Below are 16903 nucleotides of genomic sequence, written 5' to 3' on the forward strand. Positions count from 1 at the left end.
GGTTGCCACCCGACGGCCCATGTCATCTACTGCATGTCGCTGGCCGTAATACCGGTCAGACAGGGTTAGGAAACAAGACTGTCGTATTTGGTAAGGCCGCTTTGCGGATCCCCAAAGCGGCAAGTTTAAGAGAGCAAATAAGGACTTTTCATGCGTCTTTCGCCCATGCGTTCTCCACTGCATATTCGCCCATTCGCCGTGGCCGTTGCCTTGGTATTGGCCCTGGCTATTCAGGCGCCACCAAGCTTGGCCCCCATGGCAGAAGCTCGGGGTACGCCAGATAGCTTTGCCGATTTGGCCGAACGGTTGCTGCCGTCGGTGGTGAATATCTCAACAACCCAGAGTGTTGGTGGTGGCGATGGTCCGTCCATGCCGGACATCCCAAACCTTCCGCCGGGCACCCCGTTTGAGGAGTTCTTCCGTGACTTCTTTGAGCGCCAGCAGGGCAATCGAGGCAACCGGAACCGCCAGGCCACGTCCCTGGGCTCCGGCTTCGTGATTGATGCCAAGAATGGCTATGTGGTGACCAATAACCACGTGATCGCCGATGCTGAAGAGATCAGCGTGATTTTCGCCGATGATACGCGGCTTGAGGCTGAGTTGGTTGGCCGTGATCCGAAGACCGATCTGGCTGTCTTACGCGTTGACCCAGATGAGCATGAGCTGGTTGAGGTGCCCTTCGGTGATAGTGATGTAATGCGCGTTGGCGACTGGGTCTTGGCCATCGGTAACCCATTTGGCCTAGGTGGCACAGTGACCGCTGGCATTATCTCTGCCCGCGCCCGTGACATTAACGCGGGGCCTTACGATGACTTCTTGCAGACCGATGCCTCGATCAACCGGGGTAACTCCGGTGGCCCGATGTTTAACATCGATGGCGGTGTGATCGGCATTAACACGGCGATCTTCTCACCCTCCGGTGGCTCAGTTGGTATCGGCTTCGCCATTCCCGCTAACCTTGCGCGGCCAGTTATTGATCAGCTGATTGAGTTTGGCCGCACAAAGCGCGGCTGGTTGGGTGTTCGCATCCAGCAGGTAACCGACGATATCGCTGAGAGCCTGGGGCTTGATGAGGCACGTGGCGCCCTGGTGGCCCAAGTGACCCCCGATGGCCCGGCAGAGGACGCGAAGATTGAGCAAGGCGACATTATCTTAACCTTCGACGGTAAAGAGGTTGAGGATATGCGCCGCCTGCCGCGTATCGTGGCGGAGACCCGCATCGGTGAGACGGTTCCCGTTGTCGTTTGGCGGAATGGTGAGCGTCAGCGCCTGAATGTTGAATTAGGTGAGTTGGAAGCGGCTGAAGAGGCTGGCCTGCTTGATGTCAGTACTGGCGATGCCGGCAATGGTGATCCTGCAGTGCCGGACGATGCGGATGCCCTGGAAGGCCTTGGCCTTTCTTTGAGCGCAATCTCGCCCCGTCTTCGGGACCGGTTCGAGTTGTCCGAAGAGTTGGACGGCGTTGTGATCACTGCAATCGATGACAATGGCCCGGCGGCTGAGAAAGACCTGCAAACCGGCGATGTCATCGTTGAGGTGAACCAGCAAAGCGTCAGCACGCCAGAAGACGTGGCCGATATGGTCCGCGAGGCCCGCAACAAAGGTCGTGGCAAGGTGTTGATGCTGGTTGATCGTGAAGGTCAGCTGCGCTTCATCGCGGTTGATATCGACCAGGGATAGGGCCGTCGGTTTCTTGCCAATTGCCGAAAGTTTAAGGGCTCAGTGGTTCGCTGCTGGGCCCTTTTCTTGTGCATTAAATATCGCTTCCGCGATCCATGTCGATTTTCGTTAGTCTTTGATCGATTTGGATTTGTTCTTTCTAATAGCGCTTCAATCCTAAAGATACAGCGCTGATTGTTCACTAATGAGCAATCGTCAGGGCGCTCTTTCTAAAGGAGCCTTAATTTGCCAAATCTCTCTCCAACAGTTCTCCCAAGTGGTCCCGAAGGCAAGAAAAGCTGGGGCGCTAAAGTCACTGATGGTGTCGCCGCTGTTTATGCTGGCCTGTCCCAAATGTTGAATGGCAGCGACCCAAATCTGGAGTTTGAAGCCGCCCGCGTGAGCATGTGGCGTGCTGGTCAAAAAGTTAAAAGCGTGGTCAATTGCCTGCGGACTTCGACCCCGTAATTTCGGCATCCACTTTTGACACCTGAAATCGATGATGTTGATCGGCCAATCGCGACTGACCAGGCCGATCAACTGCGAGCCATAGAAACCAGGCTCGATGCGCTTGAAGCCCGTAACCAACGGGTTGAGGCAGATAAAAACTGGGAAACCAGCCTTCTGCGGCGTGTTTTAATCGCCGGTCTTACCTTTGCTGGCGCTGTAACCTATCTCACCTATCTCACCTATCTCGATGTCCAGCCAGCCTGGATGCACGCGCTGATCCCAACCGGCGCGTACCTTATTTCATCCATTAGTTTGGGACTCGTCCGGCGGCTTTACATCAAGCGCGACTAAGAGGCGAAGTCCACGGCCTTGTACCCCTGAATGAACAGCAGGCTGCTTAGGTCTGTGTGTTGCACCCGGAAGCGGGCGGCGGCGGCGGCCACTGGCTTCGCGTGGTAAGCGACACCGGCACCGGCGGCCTGAAGCATCGCTACATCGTTAGCACCATCACCGACGGTCATGGTGGCGGCGAGATCGATGCCAAGGGCTAATGCCTTCTCCTTTAGGGTAACCAGCTTTGCCTCTTGATTGCGGATTTCGCCTGAAATCCGACCGGTCATCTTGCCGTCTGCGATTTCCAGGCGGTTCCCTTGGTGGCCATCAAAGCCAAGCTGGGCCGCAACCGCGCCGGTGAAATGCTCAAACCCGCCAGAAACCAGATAACACTCGGCGCCATTCGCCTTCATCGTCGCGACCAACTCTTTGGCGCCGGGGTTAATGGTCATCTCATCAACCGCTTCGAGGATGGCACTCTCGGCTAGCCCTTCAAGCAGGCCAACGCGCTCGGTGACCGCGGCCTCAAAATCCAGTTCGCCGGCCATGGCACGGGCAGTAATTGCAGCGATCTTCTCTTTCAGCCCTAGGAACCCGGCCAGCTCGTCCAGGCTTTCCTCGGCTATGATGGTGCTGTCCATATCGGCTAGCAGGAGGGACTTGCGACGGCCCTCTGCCACCTGGGCAAAGCAATCAACCTTTGCGCCTTGAAGGGCCTGTTCGGCAGCACGCTCGACCTCGCCTTCTTGCCCACGCTCAAAATAGATGTCGCACGCTTTATCCGCAGCTAGCCACTCGATCTCACCAATGGAGATATCGAGCCCCTTAAGGCTATCAGTGACGCGCTCTACCTCTCCCTTATATAGGGATTGGTGGGCGACCAGGGTTAGGACGTGCGTGCTCATTGGCTTCTTTGTGTGACGGGATCTGGAGTAGGTGGCCATAACGCAGTTGCCGGGGCGCGTCGAGGCCCGATCGGCATCGCTCTTGTTCCGCCCTTGCACGCGTACGGCTTGTCGTTGCTGCGAAGCCGCTTTAATCAACAGGGCCTATGCCAACCAAGCGTCAAAATACGACTAAGGTCGACACCAAACCCGTGCTCATCGTGGCGGGGCCCACCGCCAGTGGTAAGTCTGGCTTGGCGATGAAGATCGCTGAGCAGGTCGGCGGTGTTGTGATCAATGCCGACAGTATGCAGCTCTACCGTGAGCTTCGGCTGATTACAGCGCGGCCTAGTGAGGCTGATATGTCCTGGGTTCCCCATCGCCTCTATGGGGTGTTGGCGGCAACCGACAGCAATTCGGCCGCTGATTGGCGGCGCATGGCACTTGAGGAAATCTCCGCTGCCCATGACCGGGGCAAGATCCCGATCCTAACCGGTGGTACTGGCTTCTATCTGAAGGCGCTGCTGGAGGGGCTATCGCCAATCCCACCTGTGCCCCCAACCGTTGCAGCGGAAACCAGGCAGCGGGTTGAGGAAGAGGGGGTAGAGGCCGTCCATGCGGCCCTTAAGGCCCGTGATCCGGTAATGGCGTCGAAGCTGCGCTCAACCGATGCGCAGCGTGTGGCCCGGGCTTGGGCCGTGTTGCAGGCAACGGGCCAGTCGCTAGCTGATTGGCAGGCGCTTGCACCCGAACCGCCACCCGCCCATCTTCGCTTCTTTGCCATGGTGATCATGCCGGCCCGGGCGGGTCTGTATCGGGAGATTGATGCCCGCTTTGCCATGATGGCGGCAAAGGGTGGCGTGGATGAGGTTCGGGCCTTCCTCGCCATGGATCCACCAGAACATACGATGCTACTGCGTGCGGTCGGGGTGCCGGAGTTGCGCGCCTATATCGAGGGCGAGACCGATTTGGAAACCGCGATCACCTCAGGTCAGCAGGCGACGCGGCACTACGCAAAACGCCAATTTACCTGGTTTCGCAATCAGTTAGGTCCAACAGATATCAGCACAGGCAAGCGGAATACTGGGCGACATGCTCAGCAAATGCAGGTCAGCCATGTCGAGGGCGCGCAACTTTCGGAAAGTTTATGGGCGCAGATTGAAAATTTTATTCAATAATCTGTTGACCCTATTTTGCGCTGCACTATAGTTGCGATTAGTCGCGATTCGGCCATAAATGTCAGTATTCCTGCCCTTTTCGGTCAATCGTGGTTTCCAACAGAGCGGTGTCGTCTCAAGGCCCAACCTGTTGTGGTCCATGTTGCCGGTTTCCCCGCCAGGCAAACCGCACCATTGGATCGCAAGAGGCTGTGTTGATGAGCAAGGCGGTACCAACAGAAACAACGCATTATTTGGAGCGAACTGAAGACAATGTCCCAACAGACGATCAATGAGGCGGGCCAAGTGACCACGGCCCCTCCAGCCTCACAGACCGCCGCGAATACCGACAGCAAAGCTAAAGCTGGTGCTGCCTCGGCTGTCACGCAATCCGAGACCATGACCGGTGCGGAGATCGTTCTACGGGCCCTCGTCGACCAAGGGGTCGATACTATTTTCGGCTACCCTGGCGGGGCGGTGCTGCCGATTTATGATGCGCTCTTCAAACAGAACCACATTAAGCACGTCCTGGTACGTCATGAGCAGGCGGCGGTGCACGCAGCCGAGGGTTATGCCCGGTCAACTGGTAAGGTTGGCTGTGTCCTCGTCACCTCCGGTCCCGGTGCTACCAATGCGGTGACCGGCCTGACCGATGCCATGATGGACAGCATTCCGCTGGTCTGCCTGACCGGCCAGGTGCCAACCCATCTGATCGGCAGCGATGCCTTCCAGGAATGTGACACCACCGGCATTACCCGCCCATGTACCAAGCATAACTATCTGGTCAAAGACGCAGATAAGCTCGCCCGTGTCATGCATGAGGCATTCTATGTCGCGCGCACTGGCCGCCCTGGCCCAGTTGTCGTCGACCTGCCAAAGGATGTGCAGTTTGCTGAGGGCACTTACGTTGCCCCGGAAGAGATCGTGCACCGCACCTATCAGCCGCGTTACACGCCGGAGGATAAGCGGGTGGAACGCGCGGTCGATCTGATCGCCAAAGCAAAGCGCCCAATCTTCTACACCGGTGGCGGCGTCATCAATTCCGGCCCACGCGCGGCTGAGTTGCTGACCGAGTTCGTCAAGATGACCGGTTATCCGTGCACCTCGACCCTGATGGGGCTGGGCGCCTATCCGATGACCGATCCGCAGCATCTTGGGATGCTGGGCATGCATGGCACCTACGAGGCAAACCTTGCCATGTATAACTGCGATGTCATGATCAATATCGGCGCGCGGTTTGATGACCGGGTCACGGGTAAGACATCGGAGTTCTCACCCGGTTCCACCAAGATCCATGTCGATATCGACCCAAGCTCAATCAACAAGGCGATCCAGGTTGACCTGCCGATCATCGGTGATTGTGAGCATGTGCTGGAGGCGATGATCCGCGTCTGGCGCAAGAAGGGGTATGAGAAAGACCCGGCCAAGGTTGCTGGCTGGTGGAAACAGATCCAGGAATGGCGCGGCATTGACTGCTTGAAATACAAGCAGAGCGGTAAAATCATTAAGCCGCAATACGCCCTGCAGCGCCTGGTTGAGAAGACCCAAGATCACCCACATCGCATCGTCTCCACCGAGGTGGGGCAGCACCAGATGTGGGCGGCCCAGTTCATCCCGTTTGATAAGCCGAATGAGTGGCTGACCTCTGGTGGTCTCGGCACCATGGGTTACGGCCTACCAGCTGCCATGGGTGCACAGGTGGCGTTCCCGGATGCGCTTTGCATTGATGTGGCGGGTGAGGCATCGATCCTGATGAACATTCAGGAGCTTGGCACCCTGGCCCAATATCGCCTGCCGGTGAAGGTATTCATCCTGAATAACGAGTATATGGGCATGGTCCGCCAGTGGCAGGAGCTGCTGCATGGGTCCCGCTACTCACACAGCTATTCCGAGGCGCTGCCAGACTTTGTGAAGCTGGCGGAAAGCTTCCACGCCAAGGGTGTTCGCGCCCTGGATGTGGATCAGCTGGACGATGTGATTGATGAGATGCTGGCCCATGACGGTCCGGTGGTCGCTGATATCTGCGTCGATAAGGAAGAGAACTGCTTCCCGATGATCCCGGGCGGTGCCGCGCATAACGAAATTCTGCTCGGCCCTGACGATAAGCAGGATGAGAAGAAGCACGCGGAGGGTGCACAGCTCGTTTAATCCAGCGGCTCATCGCTGGTTCAAAACAGCCCTGATTTAGAAACGGTTGCGGTGGCTTACGCTTCTCGCGTAAACCCCCTGCAACCGATACGCATCCCACCTTTGCGGCGCCTCCTGCCGCATCTCACAGATAGTTCCGCCATGGCGTACAACCTGAACGATCAAGAAGAAGAGGCGATTGAGCGCCACACGCTCTCAATCATCGTCGATAACGAGCCTGGTGTGCTTGGCCGGGTCATCGGCCTATTCTCTGGCCGCGGCTACAATATTGAGAGCCTGACGGTGGCTGAGATTGACCATAAGAAGGGCCTCAGCCGCATTACCATCGTGACCATTGGCACGCCGATCACGATTGAGCAGATTAAGGCGCAGCTTGGCCGCTTGGTCCCCGTTCACAAGGTTAATGACCTCACGGAAGAGGGCAACTTCGTTGAGCGTGAGCTTTGCCTGATCAAGGTGAAGGGTAAGGGCGATAAGCGGATTGAGGCCTTGCGCGTTGCGGACATCTTCCGGGCCAATGTGGTCGACAGCACGCTTGAGAGCTTCTCCTTCGAAATCACCGGTAAGGCCGACAAGATTGAGGCCTTCATTCAGCTGATGACGCCGCTTGGCATTGTCGATGTATCGCGTACGGGCGCTGTCGCCATGTCGCGCGGGGCCACCGGGGTCTAACGCTCACCATTCCTTCCAAACGCCGACGCTCGTTGGCGCCATCAAACAAAACCAAACAAGTAAGTTAGAGGACATCCACCATGCGCGTTTACTACGATCGCGATGCCGATCTGAACCTGATCAAAGGCAAGAAAATCTGCGTCGTTGGCTATGGTAGCCAGGGCCACGCACACGCACTGAACCTGCGCGATAGCGGCTGCGGCGACGTTCGCGTTGCTCTGCGTGAAGGGTCATCAACCCGCAAGAAGGCTGAGGCTGAAGGCTTCACCTGCATGACCCCAGCGGAAGCTGCCGGTTGGGCTGATGTTCTGATGATGCTGACGCCGGATGAGCTGCAGGCTGACATCTATGCCGCCGATCTGGGCCCGAACATGAAAGAGGGCGCGGCGATAATGTTCGCGCACGGTCTCAACGTTCATTTCAGCCTGATTGAGCCACGTAAAGACATTGATGTGCTGATGGTTGCCCCTAAGGGCCCAGGCCACACGGTCCGCTCTGAGTACCAAAAGGGCGGTGGCGTTCCATCCCTGATCGCCATCCACCAGGATGCGACCGGTAATGCCCATGACCTCGGCCTGTCTTATGCCAGCGCCATCGGCGGCGGCCGTGCCGGTATCATTGAGACCACCTTCAAGGAAGAGTGCGAAACCGACCTGTTCGGTGAGCAGGTCGTGCTTTGCGGTGGCCTGTCCGCCCTGATCACCGCTGGCTTCGAGACCCTGGTTGAAGCCGGCTACGCACCAGAGATGGCGTATTTCGAGTGCTTGCATGAGGTGAAGCTGATCGTTGATCTGATGTATGAAGGCGGCCTCGCCAACATGCGTTACTCGATCTCCAACACCGCTGAATATGGCGACTACGTCACCGGCCCACGGATCGTGACGGAAGAGACCAAAGCCGAGATGAAGCGGGTTCTGGACGACATTCAGTCGGGTAAATTCACCCGCGATTGGATGCTTGAGAACCGGGTCGGCCAAACCAGCTTCAAGACGACGCGTCGTAACCATGCTGCCCACCAGATCGAAGAGGTTGGTGAGAAGCTGCGCGGCATGATGCCTTGGATCGCTAAGAACAAGCTGGTCGACAAAGCCAAGAACTAAGCTGGGGTAATGTGTTTAACCCCATGACTGAACCAACTGATACAAATACCAAAGGCGGGCGGGGCGATGGCTTCGCCCGCCTTATTGGTGAGCCGTTAGAGGTCTACACCAAGATCAATGCTGAGTTGGTCGAGCAGGAAGATGGCTGGCTCAAGTCACGCAGCCTTTACGGCTTCTTCTTCCCGCTCTCATGGATGGTGTATTGGCGGCTCTACCAGCCAGCGTTGCTGGCCTGGCTAGGCCTATTCGCTGTCTATTATCTGGGCTATTGGTTTGCCCCATCCGGTGAGTTGTTTGGCATTCCCTTCGGCATCCAGATGTTTGAGGGTGAGGCCCCAATCCTGCTCACCACCGATATCCTGAAGATCAGTATCTGTGGCGGGGTTTGCATCTACGGCCGTGCCTGGTTGATACGGCAGGTCTCATCCCAAGCTGGGATTGAGCGGCCTGGCGGGATGCTTGAAACGGCATTGGTTACCGCCCTTACGGAGCGCCGCAAATCATCACTGCTTGGCTATATCGCGGTGTTTTTCGTCGCGCTGATTGAGCTGACCACATGGATTGGCGCCATCATGCTCGTGCTGGCCGGCATCAATGGCCCCTTTGAGGGCATCTCAAACAGTTAGGGCTATTGCTGCAGGCTCTGCTCGCGCTCACCGACACGACCAAACAGCTTCTCTGGCGTGCGTTCGGCAACACTGGCCGGCGCCTGATTAAGCTCACCAAGGGTGGTCAGGGTCGGCTTTGAGATTGGTTGCGATGGTGTGGTCAGTGGCACCGCCTGTACGTCGCCGGTACGCGGTGGCAATGCAACGCGCATGTCGCCGGCGGCAACATTGCGGTTCTGCTGCAGGCTAGAGCCAGGTGCATCGGTCACCGGGCCAACGGTGCCCGGGGCGCCCACTGTTGGGCGTGCCGGTGGCAGGTTGCCAGCCAGCGGCTGCACCAGATCGCTAGGCGTGTTGGCTAGGGTCTGCCCCTCAAGCTCGGCCGTGATTTGTGGCACCGAGGCGGTCTGTTGAACGTAGGCCGGGTTGGCTGGGTCCGTCATGACCGGCGTTGCCATCACATCGCCGCGCGGCGGTGTCACTGGCTGTGGTGCGACAGAAACCGGGTTTACCGGCTGGATCTCCTCAACCGGTGCGCCGGTGAAGTTTGGAAACTCGCATGGGAAAGCACGCTGTAGCGCCAGGGTCAGGAACACTGGTGCGGGCTCATCCAACGCGGCTGGCTCACGGAAGGCGAGGCGGGTTAGGGCGGTTGCCGCGGTTTGCGCGGATACACGGGCTTGCGGTGGGCAGAACTCTGGCTTTCGCCCGGCCACCTGCTCTTGAAGTACACGGTCAAGGAAGCCCCGCAGATAAGCAGAGCATTGCGCCAGATCCATCTCCGGCTGTTCCGCACGGCCCTGGCAGAGCAGAAGCAGCTGGCGTGCTTCGGTGGCTCGGCTCTGTGCCGCTGCGTCCTGGCTTGGCAGAGCGGCGGTGAAGGCACCGGCGGCAATCGACAAGGCGATTGCTGCGGCGGAGGTCAGGGAGGATGTGGTGCGCATGGCGGGCTGCTTGGCTATTCGTCTGCTCATAGTGTCAGAGAATGCCAAACCGCGAGGCAAGACGCACAGGCAGTCGACGCCGTAGCACCGCATCAGCCGCCAAACCATGTGGACGACTCGAAACGACTCGCAAATTAGCGATGGTTAGCGATTGCGAAGCTCGTGCAAGAAGGCTTCGGTTTCAGCCTTTAGGCCCTCAGCATCGATTGCGAGTCGGCTAGCAGCACCGTTCAAATCATTGGCGGAGGTTGAGGTCTCATCAATCCCCTCAATCACGCCTTTGACGTTACTGTTTACATCTGCCGTACTCGTCGCGGCCTCATGGGCAGAGCGGGCAATCTCAACCGTTGAAGCACCTTGCTCCTCAACCGCTGCAGCAATGCCGGTCGCGATATCATCGATCTCGGTAATGATATCGGTGATTTTCTCATTCGCCTTCACGGCGTTGAGGGTGGCGTCCTGAATGGCTTGGATCTGGGTCGTGATCTCTTCGGTCGCTTGGGCAGTTTGACCGGCGAGTGACTTCACCTCAGATGCAACAACGGCGAAGCCCTTACCGGCTTCACCGGCGCGGGCGGCCTCAATGGTTGCGTTCAAGGCTAGCAGGTTCGTCTGCTCGGCAATGGCGCTAATCAGGGCGGCAACTTCACCAATCTTGGTGACCGCCGTGCGCAGGCTCTCAATCGTGCCGCTATTGCGTTCAGATTCAGCTACGGCCTTCTTGGTGATCTGGGTTGCCTGGCTAACCTGACGGGTAATCTCACCGATTGAGCTGGAGAGCTCTTCAGCGGCTGCCGCGACAGTCTGTACGTTTGATGAGGCGGCGTTCGCAGAGTCTGCGACAGCGCCGATTTGGCCTCGGCTTCGGTCCGCTGAAAGGGACATAGTCTCAGCGGTGGCGCGCAGCTCAGTACTGGCATCAGAGACACCGAGGAGGACGTGCCGTGCACGGCCGTCATAATCATCGGCCAGTGTTACAATCTGTTCAGAACGGCTGCGGACGTCTTCTTGATCCTGCTCACGCTGTCGTTGCAGCATCTCCCGATCTGATTGCGCCTGCTGGAAGCCCTGAACCGTTCGGGCCATGGCACCCAGCTCATCAAGCCGCTCTAGATGGGGAACGGTGGCCGTCACTTCGCCCAATGACAGACGGTCCATGACATCGCGCAGATCATTCAACGGAGACAGAATGCGCTGAATAGCGGAGTAGAAGAGGAAGGCGACAATAACCGAGAAGATAACGCCGATAAGTACGACGTTGATGATGGCCTCGCTGCCATTCTCCGACACGCTACCTGGGTTGTACGCCACCAAGATGGCGCCGAGGATCTCGTTCTTATCACCTCGAATTGGCTCAATCACTATGTGGTGGAAGGCGCCAAATAGCTTGGCGGTGCCCGTCCAGCTTCTGCCGTCTTGGATAACCGTTTCAAACACCGAGCCGGTGAGCTGCGGATAGAAGGTCGGGTGCTGTGGTAAGGCTGCTTCCGCGGCCTGAACGATGGCCTGTTCACGGATGTAAAAAACAACGGGCGTATCTAACAGGCGATTGAGCCGCGCTTGCACTTCTGACCGGCTGCTTATCCGTCGGTCGCCCCAAACGATCTCACCATTCTGTAGGCTTGGCTGTTCCGTGACGTTTTCCTGCAGCATGTTGAAGACTGCAGCCATCTGGCGTTGCACAATCTCTTCACCGGAATCATTCTGAATGACGCGGATCTGAAATGCCGACGGAAGGATCAAAACAAGACCAAGTGTCAGTACGCCAAGCAGGGCGACAATGGTTAGCTTTGCGGAAAGGCTTAAAGATTGGCTCATGATCAGAAATCAGCGGTAAAACAGCGATTGGTGTTCGAATTTGTGCCCGGTAACAGCAATCGATGCGGCGAATGCCATTGGTGATACTGGCTCTCTAGCACACAGCCATAGGACGTAACACCATCAGTTTTAGACGATCACGCAACCGCATGCAGTGTTATCCGCCGCTCATGGCCGATTTCGGGGCCTGTTTGTGTCGGCGGGGGCACGAGATTGATCGCCTACATCCGATCCGCCATGCGAAATCGATAGTTGCTGTCGGTTGGTGAATGCGATTAAGCTTCAATGCATGAATTTGATTAAGCGCGATAGCGGTCTTCTGATCGCCCTCGGCCTACTCGGTGGCCGACTTACCATCCCTCGTTTGGGGTGAGCGCTTTTGATCTGCGGTGAGGCAACCGCTCATCAGCCCCATCGAGGGAACTTCCAACAACTTGATAGCGGCACGACATGGCATGAGCATTCGCCTGACCGCCGCAAGTCAGCTTCCGCCACGATATAGATTTCAGTGATCTGGTTGCGTGTAAGGCCAAATGGGCCAGCAGCCGTTGGAGAAAACCGATGACCGATACCGCTTCTACAATCAAAGCCGCCTCTGAAGACAACCGCGTTGTGGTCTTCGACACCACGCTTCGCGATGGTGAGCAATCACCTGGCTGCTCCATGAACCTGGAGGAAAAGCTCCGCGTTGCGTCACAGCTTGAGGGCATGGGCGTTGATATTATTGAGGCTGGGTTCCCAGCCGCTTCAAACGGTGATTTTGAAGCGGTGCAAGCGATTGCGCGTCAGGCAAAGACCTCACGAATTGCCGGTCTGTCCCGGGCAAGCCGCCGGGATATTGAGCGTGCAGGCGAGGCGGTAAAACCCGCCCCGCTAAGCCGTATTCACACCTTCATCTCAACCTCGCCCCTGCATATGGAGCATAAGCTTCGTATGACGCCGGATCAGGTGCTCGAGCGCGTGCAGGAGAGTGTGACTCTGGCCCGCAATCTGGTTGATGATGTGGAGTGGTCGGCAGAGGACGGCACCCGGACAGAGCATGACTTCCTGTGCCGTTGCGTTGAGACGGCGATCCGCTGCGGTGCCACCACGATCAATATTCCCGACACCGTTGGCTACACAGTGCCGGAAGAATTCTCGGCGATGATCAAGATGCTGTTCGACCGCGTCCCGAACATCGATAAGGCGATCCTGTCGGTTCATTGCCACAACGATCTGGGCTTGGCTGTCGCGAATTCTCTCGCTGGTCTGCAGGCCGGTGCGCGTCAAGTTGAGTGTACGATCAATGGCATTGGTGAGCGTGCCGGTAATGCTGCTTTGGAAGAGATCGTTATGGCGATCCGCACCCGGTCTGAGCTGTTCGATCTGCACACCGGTGTGGACTCAACCCAGATCATGCGGGCATCGCGCCTGATCTCCACGATCACTGGCTTCTCGGTGCAACCGAACAAGGCCATCGTTGGCGACAACGCCTTCGCCCATGAGAGTGGTATTCACCAAGACGGCATGCTGAAGCACGCTGGCACCTATGAGATCATGACCCCGGAATCCGTTGGCTTGACCGAGAGCAATCTGGTTCTGGGTAAGCATTCCGGTCGCCATGCGTTCCGAGAGAAGTTGAGCGAGCTCGGCTATGATTTGGGCGATAATGCGCTGAACGATGCCTTCCAACGCTTTAAGGATCTAGCTGACCGGAAGAAGGACGTCTTCGATGAGGATCTGATCGCTCTCGTTGATGATGAGATCGGCCATGACAATGACCGGATCAAGTTCAAGTCGGTCCGCATTCAGGCGGGTAGCGAGGGCCCACAAACCGCCCGCATGACCCTGATCATCGATGGTGAGGAGCAGGCGCAAGAGGTTGAGGGCAATGGGCCGGTCGATGCCTGCTTTAAGGCAATCCGCGAACTCTTCCCCCATGAGGCCAAGCTTGAGCGGTATGAGGTGAAGGCCGTGACCGGCGGCACCGACGCGCAAGCCGAGGTGGTGGTGAAGCTTGAAGAGAACGGGAAATCCGTCCTCGGCTCCGGTGCCGATATCGATACGCTGGTCGCCAGCTGCCGCGCCTATGTTCACGCGCTGAACAAGTTGCTGGTGAAGCGCGAGCGTAAGGCACCTGACGCCCTTACCGCGTAGCCAACCAGAGACTGAAAACATCGCGCCCCGCGGCCTCGACTGACCGTCGATTCCGCGGGGTTTTGTTTGTTGCCGGGCTTAACTGTCCTGCTTCATCCAAATTCTCAGCAATGGTTGTGGATGAGAACCGCTTGAAATCAGGCATTTAGCGAAAAGTCTTGGCGATTTTTCTGGCTCTTGGCACCCCCTCCGGGTGTATGTTTGGGGCGTCTTATCAATTCCTCCGTTGAAACAGCGCACTGGCGCCAAGCTAGGCGTTGCCAAGCCTCCCATGTTTGCAAAGCTGCTCGGTTTTCTCTCGGCCGATATGGCCATCGATCTCGGTACCGCCAACACGCTGGTCTACGTCAAAGGCCGCGGTATTGTTCTGAACGAACCCTCGGTGGTGGCAATCGCCAACCAGCGCGGTAAGAGCCAGGTTCTGGCCGTCGGTAATGAGGCCAAGCAGATGCTGGGCCGGACGCCCGGTAACATCCAGGCCATTCGCCCGCTACGCGATGGTGTGATCGCCGATTTCGATATCGCGGAAGAGATGATCAAGCACTTCATCAAAAAGGTGCACAACCGGGCCAGCTTCGCGAGCCCTGAGATCATCATTTGTGTGCCATCTGGTTCCACGAAGGTGGAACAGCGCGCGATCCGTGAGAGTGCGGAGGCAGGCGGCGCTCGGATGGTTCATTTGATTGAAGAGCCAATGGCAGCCTCTATCGGTGCTGGCCTGCCGGTGACTGAGCCGACCGGTTCCATGGTCGTCGATATCGGCGGTGGCACGACCGAGGTCGCGGTCATCTCCCTCGGTGGCATTGTCTATGCCCGCTCTGTCCGCGTTGGTGGCGACAAGCTTGATGAGGCGATTATCGCCTATATCCGCCGCAACCATAACCTGCTGGTCGGTGAGGCGTCTGCCGAGCGGATCAAAAAGGAAATCGGCTCTGCTTGCCCACCGGATGATGGTGAGGGCCGGATGATGGAGATCAAAGGCCGCGACCTAATGAACGGCGTGCCGAAAGAAATCATGATCAGCGAAAGGCAGATTGCCGAAAGCCTGGCCGAGCCTGTTGCCGCGATTGTCGAGGCAGTGAAAGTAGCCCTTGAGCACACGGCCCCCGAACTGGCTGCCGACATCGTTGATAAGGGCATTGTGCTGACCGGTGGCGGTGCCTTGCTGGGTAATCTCGATTACGTGCTGCGGCAGGCGACGGGCCTGTCCGTAACGGTTGCCGACGATCCGCTAACCTGTGTTGCACTCGGCACCGGTAAGGCGTTGGAAGAGATGAAGGTTCTGCGCAACGTCCTCGTCTCTGACGGCTAAACCCGTCGATATTGAGTCTTATCGGTCACGAAAATGGGCTGAGAGCTTGGTTTTTGGCCCAGTTCCGGCGTTTTAGCCGCCCCGTAGTTGACCAAATCCGCAGGTCTTGTGAAGCTGTTGGGACATTGCTGTTAAATCAGAAATGGTTTGCAGCCCAATGATGTCCGGATACTCGTTTTAACGTCACGTCATTAAGCGACAGATATGGTCAAAGCACCGCGACCCGCTACTAGCGTTATGGCTCTGCCGAAGCCCTCGGCCAGCCTGCGTTGGGTCGCGCCGATGATGCTTCTGCTGGGTCTGGGGCTTATCGTCGTAGATCGTGTCCGCCCAGAGATGACCGCCGGCATCCGCACCGGTGTTGCCGACTTTACCGCGCCCGTCATGGCCGCGATCACCGACCCCGTTACCGCTATCGATGCCACCATGAACTGGGGGCAGGGCCTGATCGCACTTCATTCAGAGAATGAGCGGCTGCGACTTGAGAATGAGCGGTTACGGGCCTGGTATATCGCCGCCCAGCGATTGAGCGCTGAGAACCGCAGCCTGAAAACCCTGGTGGATTACGACGCCAACTGGCTCGACCCGGTTCTGTCCGCCCGCGTGGTCGCCGATACCGGCGGTGCTTTTGCCCGGAGCGTGTTGATCGATCGTGGTGCGCAACATGGGCTGACCAAGGGGCAACCCGCTGTTACGGCGCGCGGCATTGTTGGCCGGGTTCAGGACATCGGTCAGCAATCGGCGCGCATTCTGCTGCTAACCGATATCAACAGCCGTATCCCCGCGATGATCCAGAAGAATGGTGATCGTGTGGTGGTCGCCGGTGATAACCAGAGCCAACCTCGGCTGGATTACCTAGTCGGTGAAACTCCCTTAGCCGTCGGTGACCTGGTGGTGACCAGCGGTATTGGCGGCATCTTCCCGGCCGGACTGCCCATCGGCACCGTTTCTAGCCTGGAAGAGGGCGTCGTTGGCGGCTTTACCGCCCGCCTGGATACCAGTGTGGATCTGCCCCGGCTGGCTGCTGTTAGCCTGATGCCAATCGCCCGTCCATCCACGCCTGAGGCAGCCCCCGCGGTTGAGGAAGCAGAAGGTGCTGCGGCAGAATCTTCAGCTGGCAGTGAGGGGCAGTAAGCGCCCAGGCCATGGCTGAAACCTTTGTTGATTTTCATCCGCTTCGACTGCTTGGCCGATTGCTGCCTAGCCTGACTTTGGCCTTCATGGTCGTGCTTGGCTTGATGTTGCCAGCCAATCCATGGACCGGGCAAAGCATGCCGCCATTACTGTTAATGGCAGTTTTTGTTTGGGCGGTTTACCGGCCCGAGTTTCTGCCGCTGCCAGTGGTGTTTGGTTTTGGCGTTATCTTTGACGCCTTGCTTGGGCTACCCCTTGGCATTAGCGCCGTTCTGTTGGTTGCCATTTATTGGCCCGTGACCCTGCAGCGCCGGATATTCCTGCGCGAACCGTTTCCATTCCTTTGGCTCGCCTTTGCCGTGATCTTGAGCGTGGTTGAGTTGCTGCGTTGGGTCCTGGTTGCGGCACTCACGCTGGAGCTACCGCCAATTGGTCTCGTCTTGGCCAATATCGTTTTTGGCTGTGGTATTTTCCCGATTATTGGCTGGTTACTAATCCGGTTGAACCACTGGATCGGCAGCTTGGACTACGCAAACTAGATGGCTGGC

General features: G+C 57.7%; 14 protein-coding genes. 11 read left to right on the top strand and 3 right to left on the bottom strand.

Annotated features, from left to right (window positions below):
- Positions 1-165 precede the first annotated feature (165 nt).
- Complete coding sequence (locus KI792_03490; GenBank protein MBV6632079.1) at positions 166-1680, top strand: Do family serine endopeptidase; 1515 nt, start codon at positions 166-168, stop codon at positions 1678-1680.
- 462 nt (positions 1681-2142) lie between these two features.
- Positions 2143-2460, top strand: coding sequence for a hypothetical protein (locus tag KI792_03495; protein MBV6632080.1), 318 nt, complete (start codon positions 2143-2145; stop codon positions 2458-2460).
- On the opposite strand, the gene serB is transcribed toward KI792_03495, so the two are convergent.
- Entirely contained in the window at positions 2457-3347 is an 891-nt protein-coding gene (gene serB, locus KI792_03500; GenBank protein MBV6632081.1) for a phosphoserine phosphatase SerB, read from the bottom strand. The two genes, KI792_03495 and serB, sit on opposite strands and share 4 nt — an antisense overlap.
- Positions 3348-3493: 146 nt before the next feature.
- On the opposite strand from serB, the gene miaA reads away from it, so the two are divergent.
- From miaA to KI792_03525, 5 genes are all read left to right on the top strand, one after another.
- A complete protein-coding gene (gene miaA, locus KI792_03505; GenBank protein ID MBV6632082.1) occupies positions 3494-4504 on the top strand; it encodes a tRNA (adenosine(37)-N6)-dimethylallyltransferase MiaA in 1011 nt (336 codons plus the stop codon).
- Between the two features lie 252 nt (positions 4505-4756).
- The gene (locus KI792_03510; protein MBV6632083.1) at positions 4757-6631 is read left to right on the top strand and encodes an acetolactate synthase 3 large subunit; all 1875 of its coding nucleotides are present in this window, start codon (positions 4757-4759) and stop codon (positions 6629-6631) included.
- Positions 6632-6772: 141 nt separating this feature from the next.
- Complete coding sequence (ilvN, locus tag KI792_03515) at positions 6773-7303, top strand: acetolactate synthase small subunit (protein MBV6632084.1); 531 nt, start codon at positions 6773-6775, stop codon at positions 7301-7303.
- Between the two features lie 80 nt (positions 7304-7383).
- Positions 7384-8403, top strand: coding sequence for a ketol-acid reductoisomerase (ilvC, locus tag KI792_03520; protein ID MBV6632085.1), 1020 nt, complete (start codon positions 7384-7386; stop codon positions 8401-8403).
- A 23-nt stretch (positions 8404-8426) separates the two neighbouring features.
- Complete coding sequence (locus tag KI792_03525) at positions 8427-9029, top strand: hypothetical protein (GenBank protein MBV6632086.1); 603 nt, start codon at positions 8427-8429, stop codon at positions 9027-9029.
- A gap of 2 nt (positions 9030-9031) precedes the next feature.
- Here KI792_03525 and KI792_03530 read toward each other — a convergent pair whose 3' ends face one another.
- Both KI792_03530 and KI792_03535 read right to left on the bottom strand, forming a co-directional pair.
- Positions 9032-9955, bottom strand: coding sequence for a hypothetical protein (locus KI792_03530; GenBank protein MBV6632087.1), 924 nt, complete (start codon positions 9953-9955; stop codon positions 9032-9034).
- A 144-nt stretch (positions 9956-10099) separates the two neighbouring features.
- Positions 10100-11113: a hypothetical protein gene (locus KI792_03535; GenBank protein MBV6632088.1), complete on the bottom strand. Its 1014-nt coding sequence runs from the start codon at positions 11111-11113 to the stop codon at positions 10100-10102.
- Between the two features lie 1221 nt (positions 11114-12334).
- On the opposite strand from KI792_03535, the gene KI792_03540 reads away from it, so the two are divergent.
- The 4 genes from KI792_03540 to mreD all read left to right on the top strand — a co-directional run bounded on the left by KI792_03540 (position 12335) and on the right by mreD (position 16894).
- On the top strand, positions 12335-13909 hold the full coding sequence (locus KI792_03540; protein ID MBV6632089.1) for a 2-isopropylmalate synthase: 1575 nt from the start codon (positions 12335-12337) through the stop codon (positions 13907-13909).
- Positions 13910-14180: 271 nt separating this feature from the next.
- Positions 14181-15221, top strand: coding sequence for a rod shape-determining protein (locus tag KI792_03545; protein MBV6632090.1), 1041 nt, complete (start codon positions 14181-14183; stop codon positions 15219-15221).
- A gap of 282 nt (positions 15222-15503) precedes the next feature.
- Positions 15504-16355 (top strand): rod shape-determining protein MreC, encoded by an 852-nt coding sequence (gene mreC, locus KI792_03550; protein ID MBV6632091.1) that lies wholly within the window; start codon positions 15504-15506, stop codon positions 16353-16355.
- 11 nt (positions 16356-16366) lie between these two features.
- On the top strand, positions 16367-16894 hold the full coding sequence (gene mreD, locus KI792_03555) for a rod shape-determining protein MreD (protein MBV6632092.1): 528 nt from the start codon (positions 16367-16369) through the stop codon (positions 16892-16894).
- Positions 16895-16903: the final 9 nt, after the last annotated feature.

The organism is Alphaproteobacteria bacterium SS10, assembly GCA_019192455.1.
GTDB lineage: Bacteria > Pseudomonadota > Alphaproteobacteria > TMED2 > TMED2 > TMED2.

Excerpts from the sequence above, each read along its gene's own strand:
- KI792_03540 (MBV6632089.1), top strand. The coding sequence starts at position 12,335 with ATGACCGATACCGCTTCTACAATCAAAGCCGCCTCTGAAGACAACCGC.
- mreD (MBV6632092.1), top strand. The coding sequence starts at position 16,367 with ATGGCTGAAACCTTTGTTGATTTTCATCCGCTTCGACTGCTTGGCCGA.
- mreC (MBV6632091.1), top strand. The coding sequence starts at position 15,504 with ATGATGCTTCTGCTGGGTCTGGGGCTTATCGTCGTAGATCGTGTCCGC.
- serB (MBV6632081.1), bottom strand. The coding sequence starts at position 3,347 with ATGAGCACGCACGTCCTAACCCTGGTCGCCCACCAATCCCTATATAAG.
- miaA (MBV6632082.1), top strand. The coding sequence starts at position 3,494 with ATGCCAACCAAGCGTCAAAATACGACTAAGGTCGACACCAAACCCGTG.
- ilvC (MBV6632085.1), top strand. The coding sequence starts at position 7,384 with ATGCGCGTTTACTACGATCGCGATGCCGATCTGAACCTGATCAAAGGC.
- KI792_03525 (MBV6632086.1), top strand. The coding sequence starts at position 8,427 with ATGACTGAACCAACTGATACAAATACCAAAGGCGGGCGGGGCGATGGC.
- ilvN (MBV6632084.1), top strand. The coding sequence starts at position 6,773 with ATGGCGTACAACCTGAACGATCAAGAAGAAGAGGCGATTGAGCGCCAC.
- KI792_03490 (MBV6632079.1), top strand. The coding sequence starts at position 166 with ATGCGTTCTCCACTGCATATTCGCCCATTCGCCGTGGCCGTTGCCTTG.
- KI792_03545 (MBV6632090.1), top strand. The coding sequence starts at position 14,181 with ATGTTTGCAAAGCTGCTCGGTTTTCTCTCGGCCGATATGGCCATCGAT.
- KI792_03510 (MBV6632083.1), top strand. The coding sequence starts at position 4,757 with ATGTCCCAACAGACGATCAATGAGGCGGGCCAAGTGACCACGGCCCCT.
- KI792_03530 (MBV6632087.1), bottom strand. The coding sequence starts at position 9,955 with ATGCGCACCACATCCTCCCTGACCTCCGCCGCAGCAATCGCCTTGTCG.
- KI792_03535 (MBV6632088.1), bottom strand. The coding sequence starts at position 11,113 with ATGGACCGTCTGTCATTGGGCGAAGTGACGGCCACCGTTCCCCATCTA.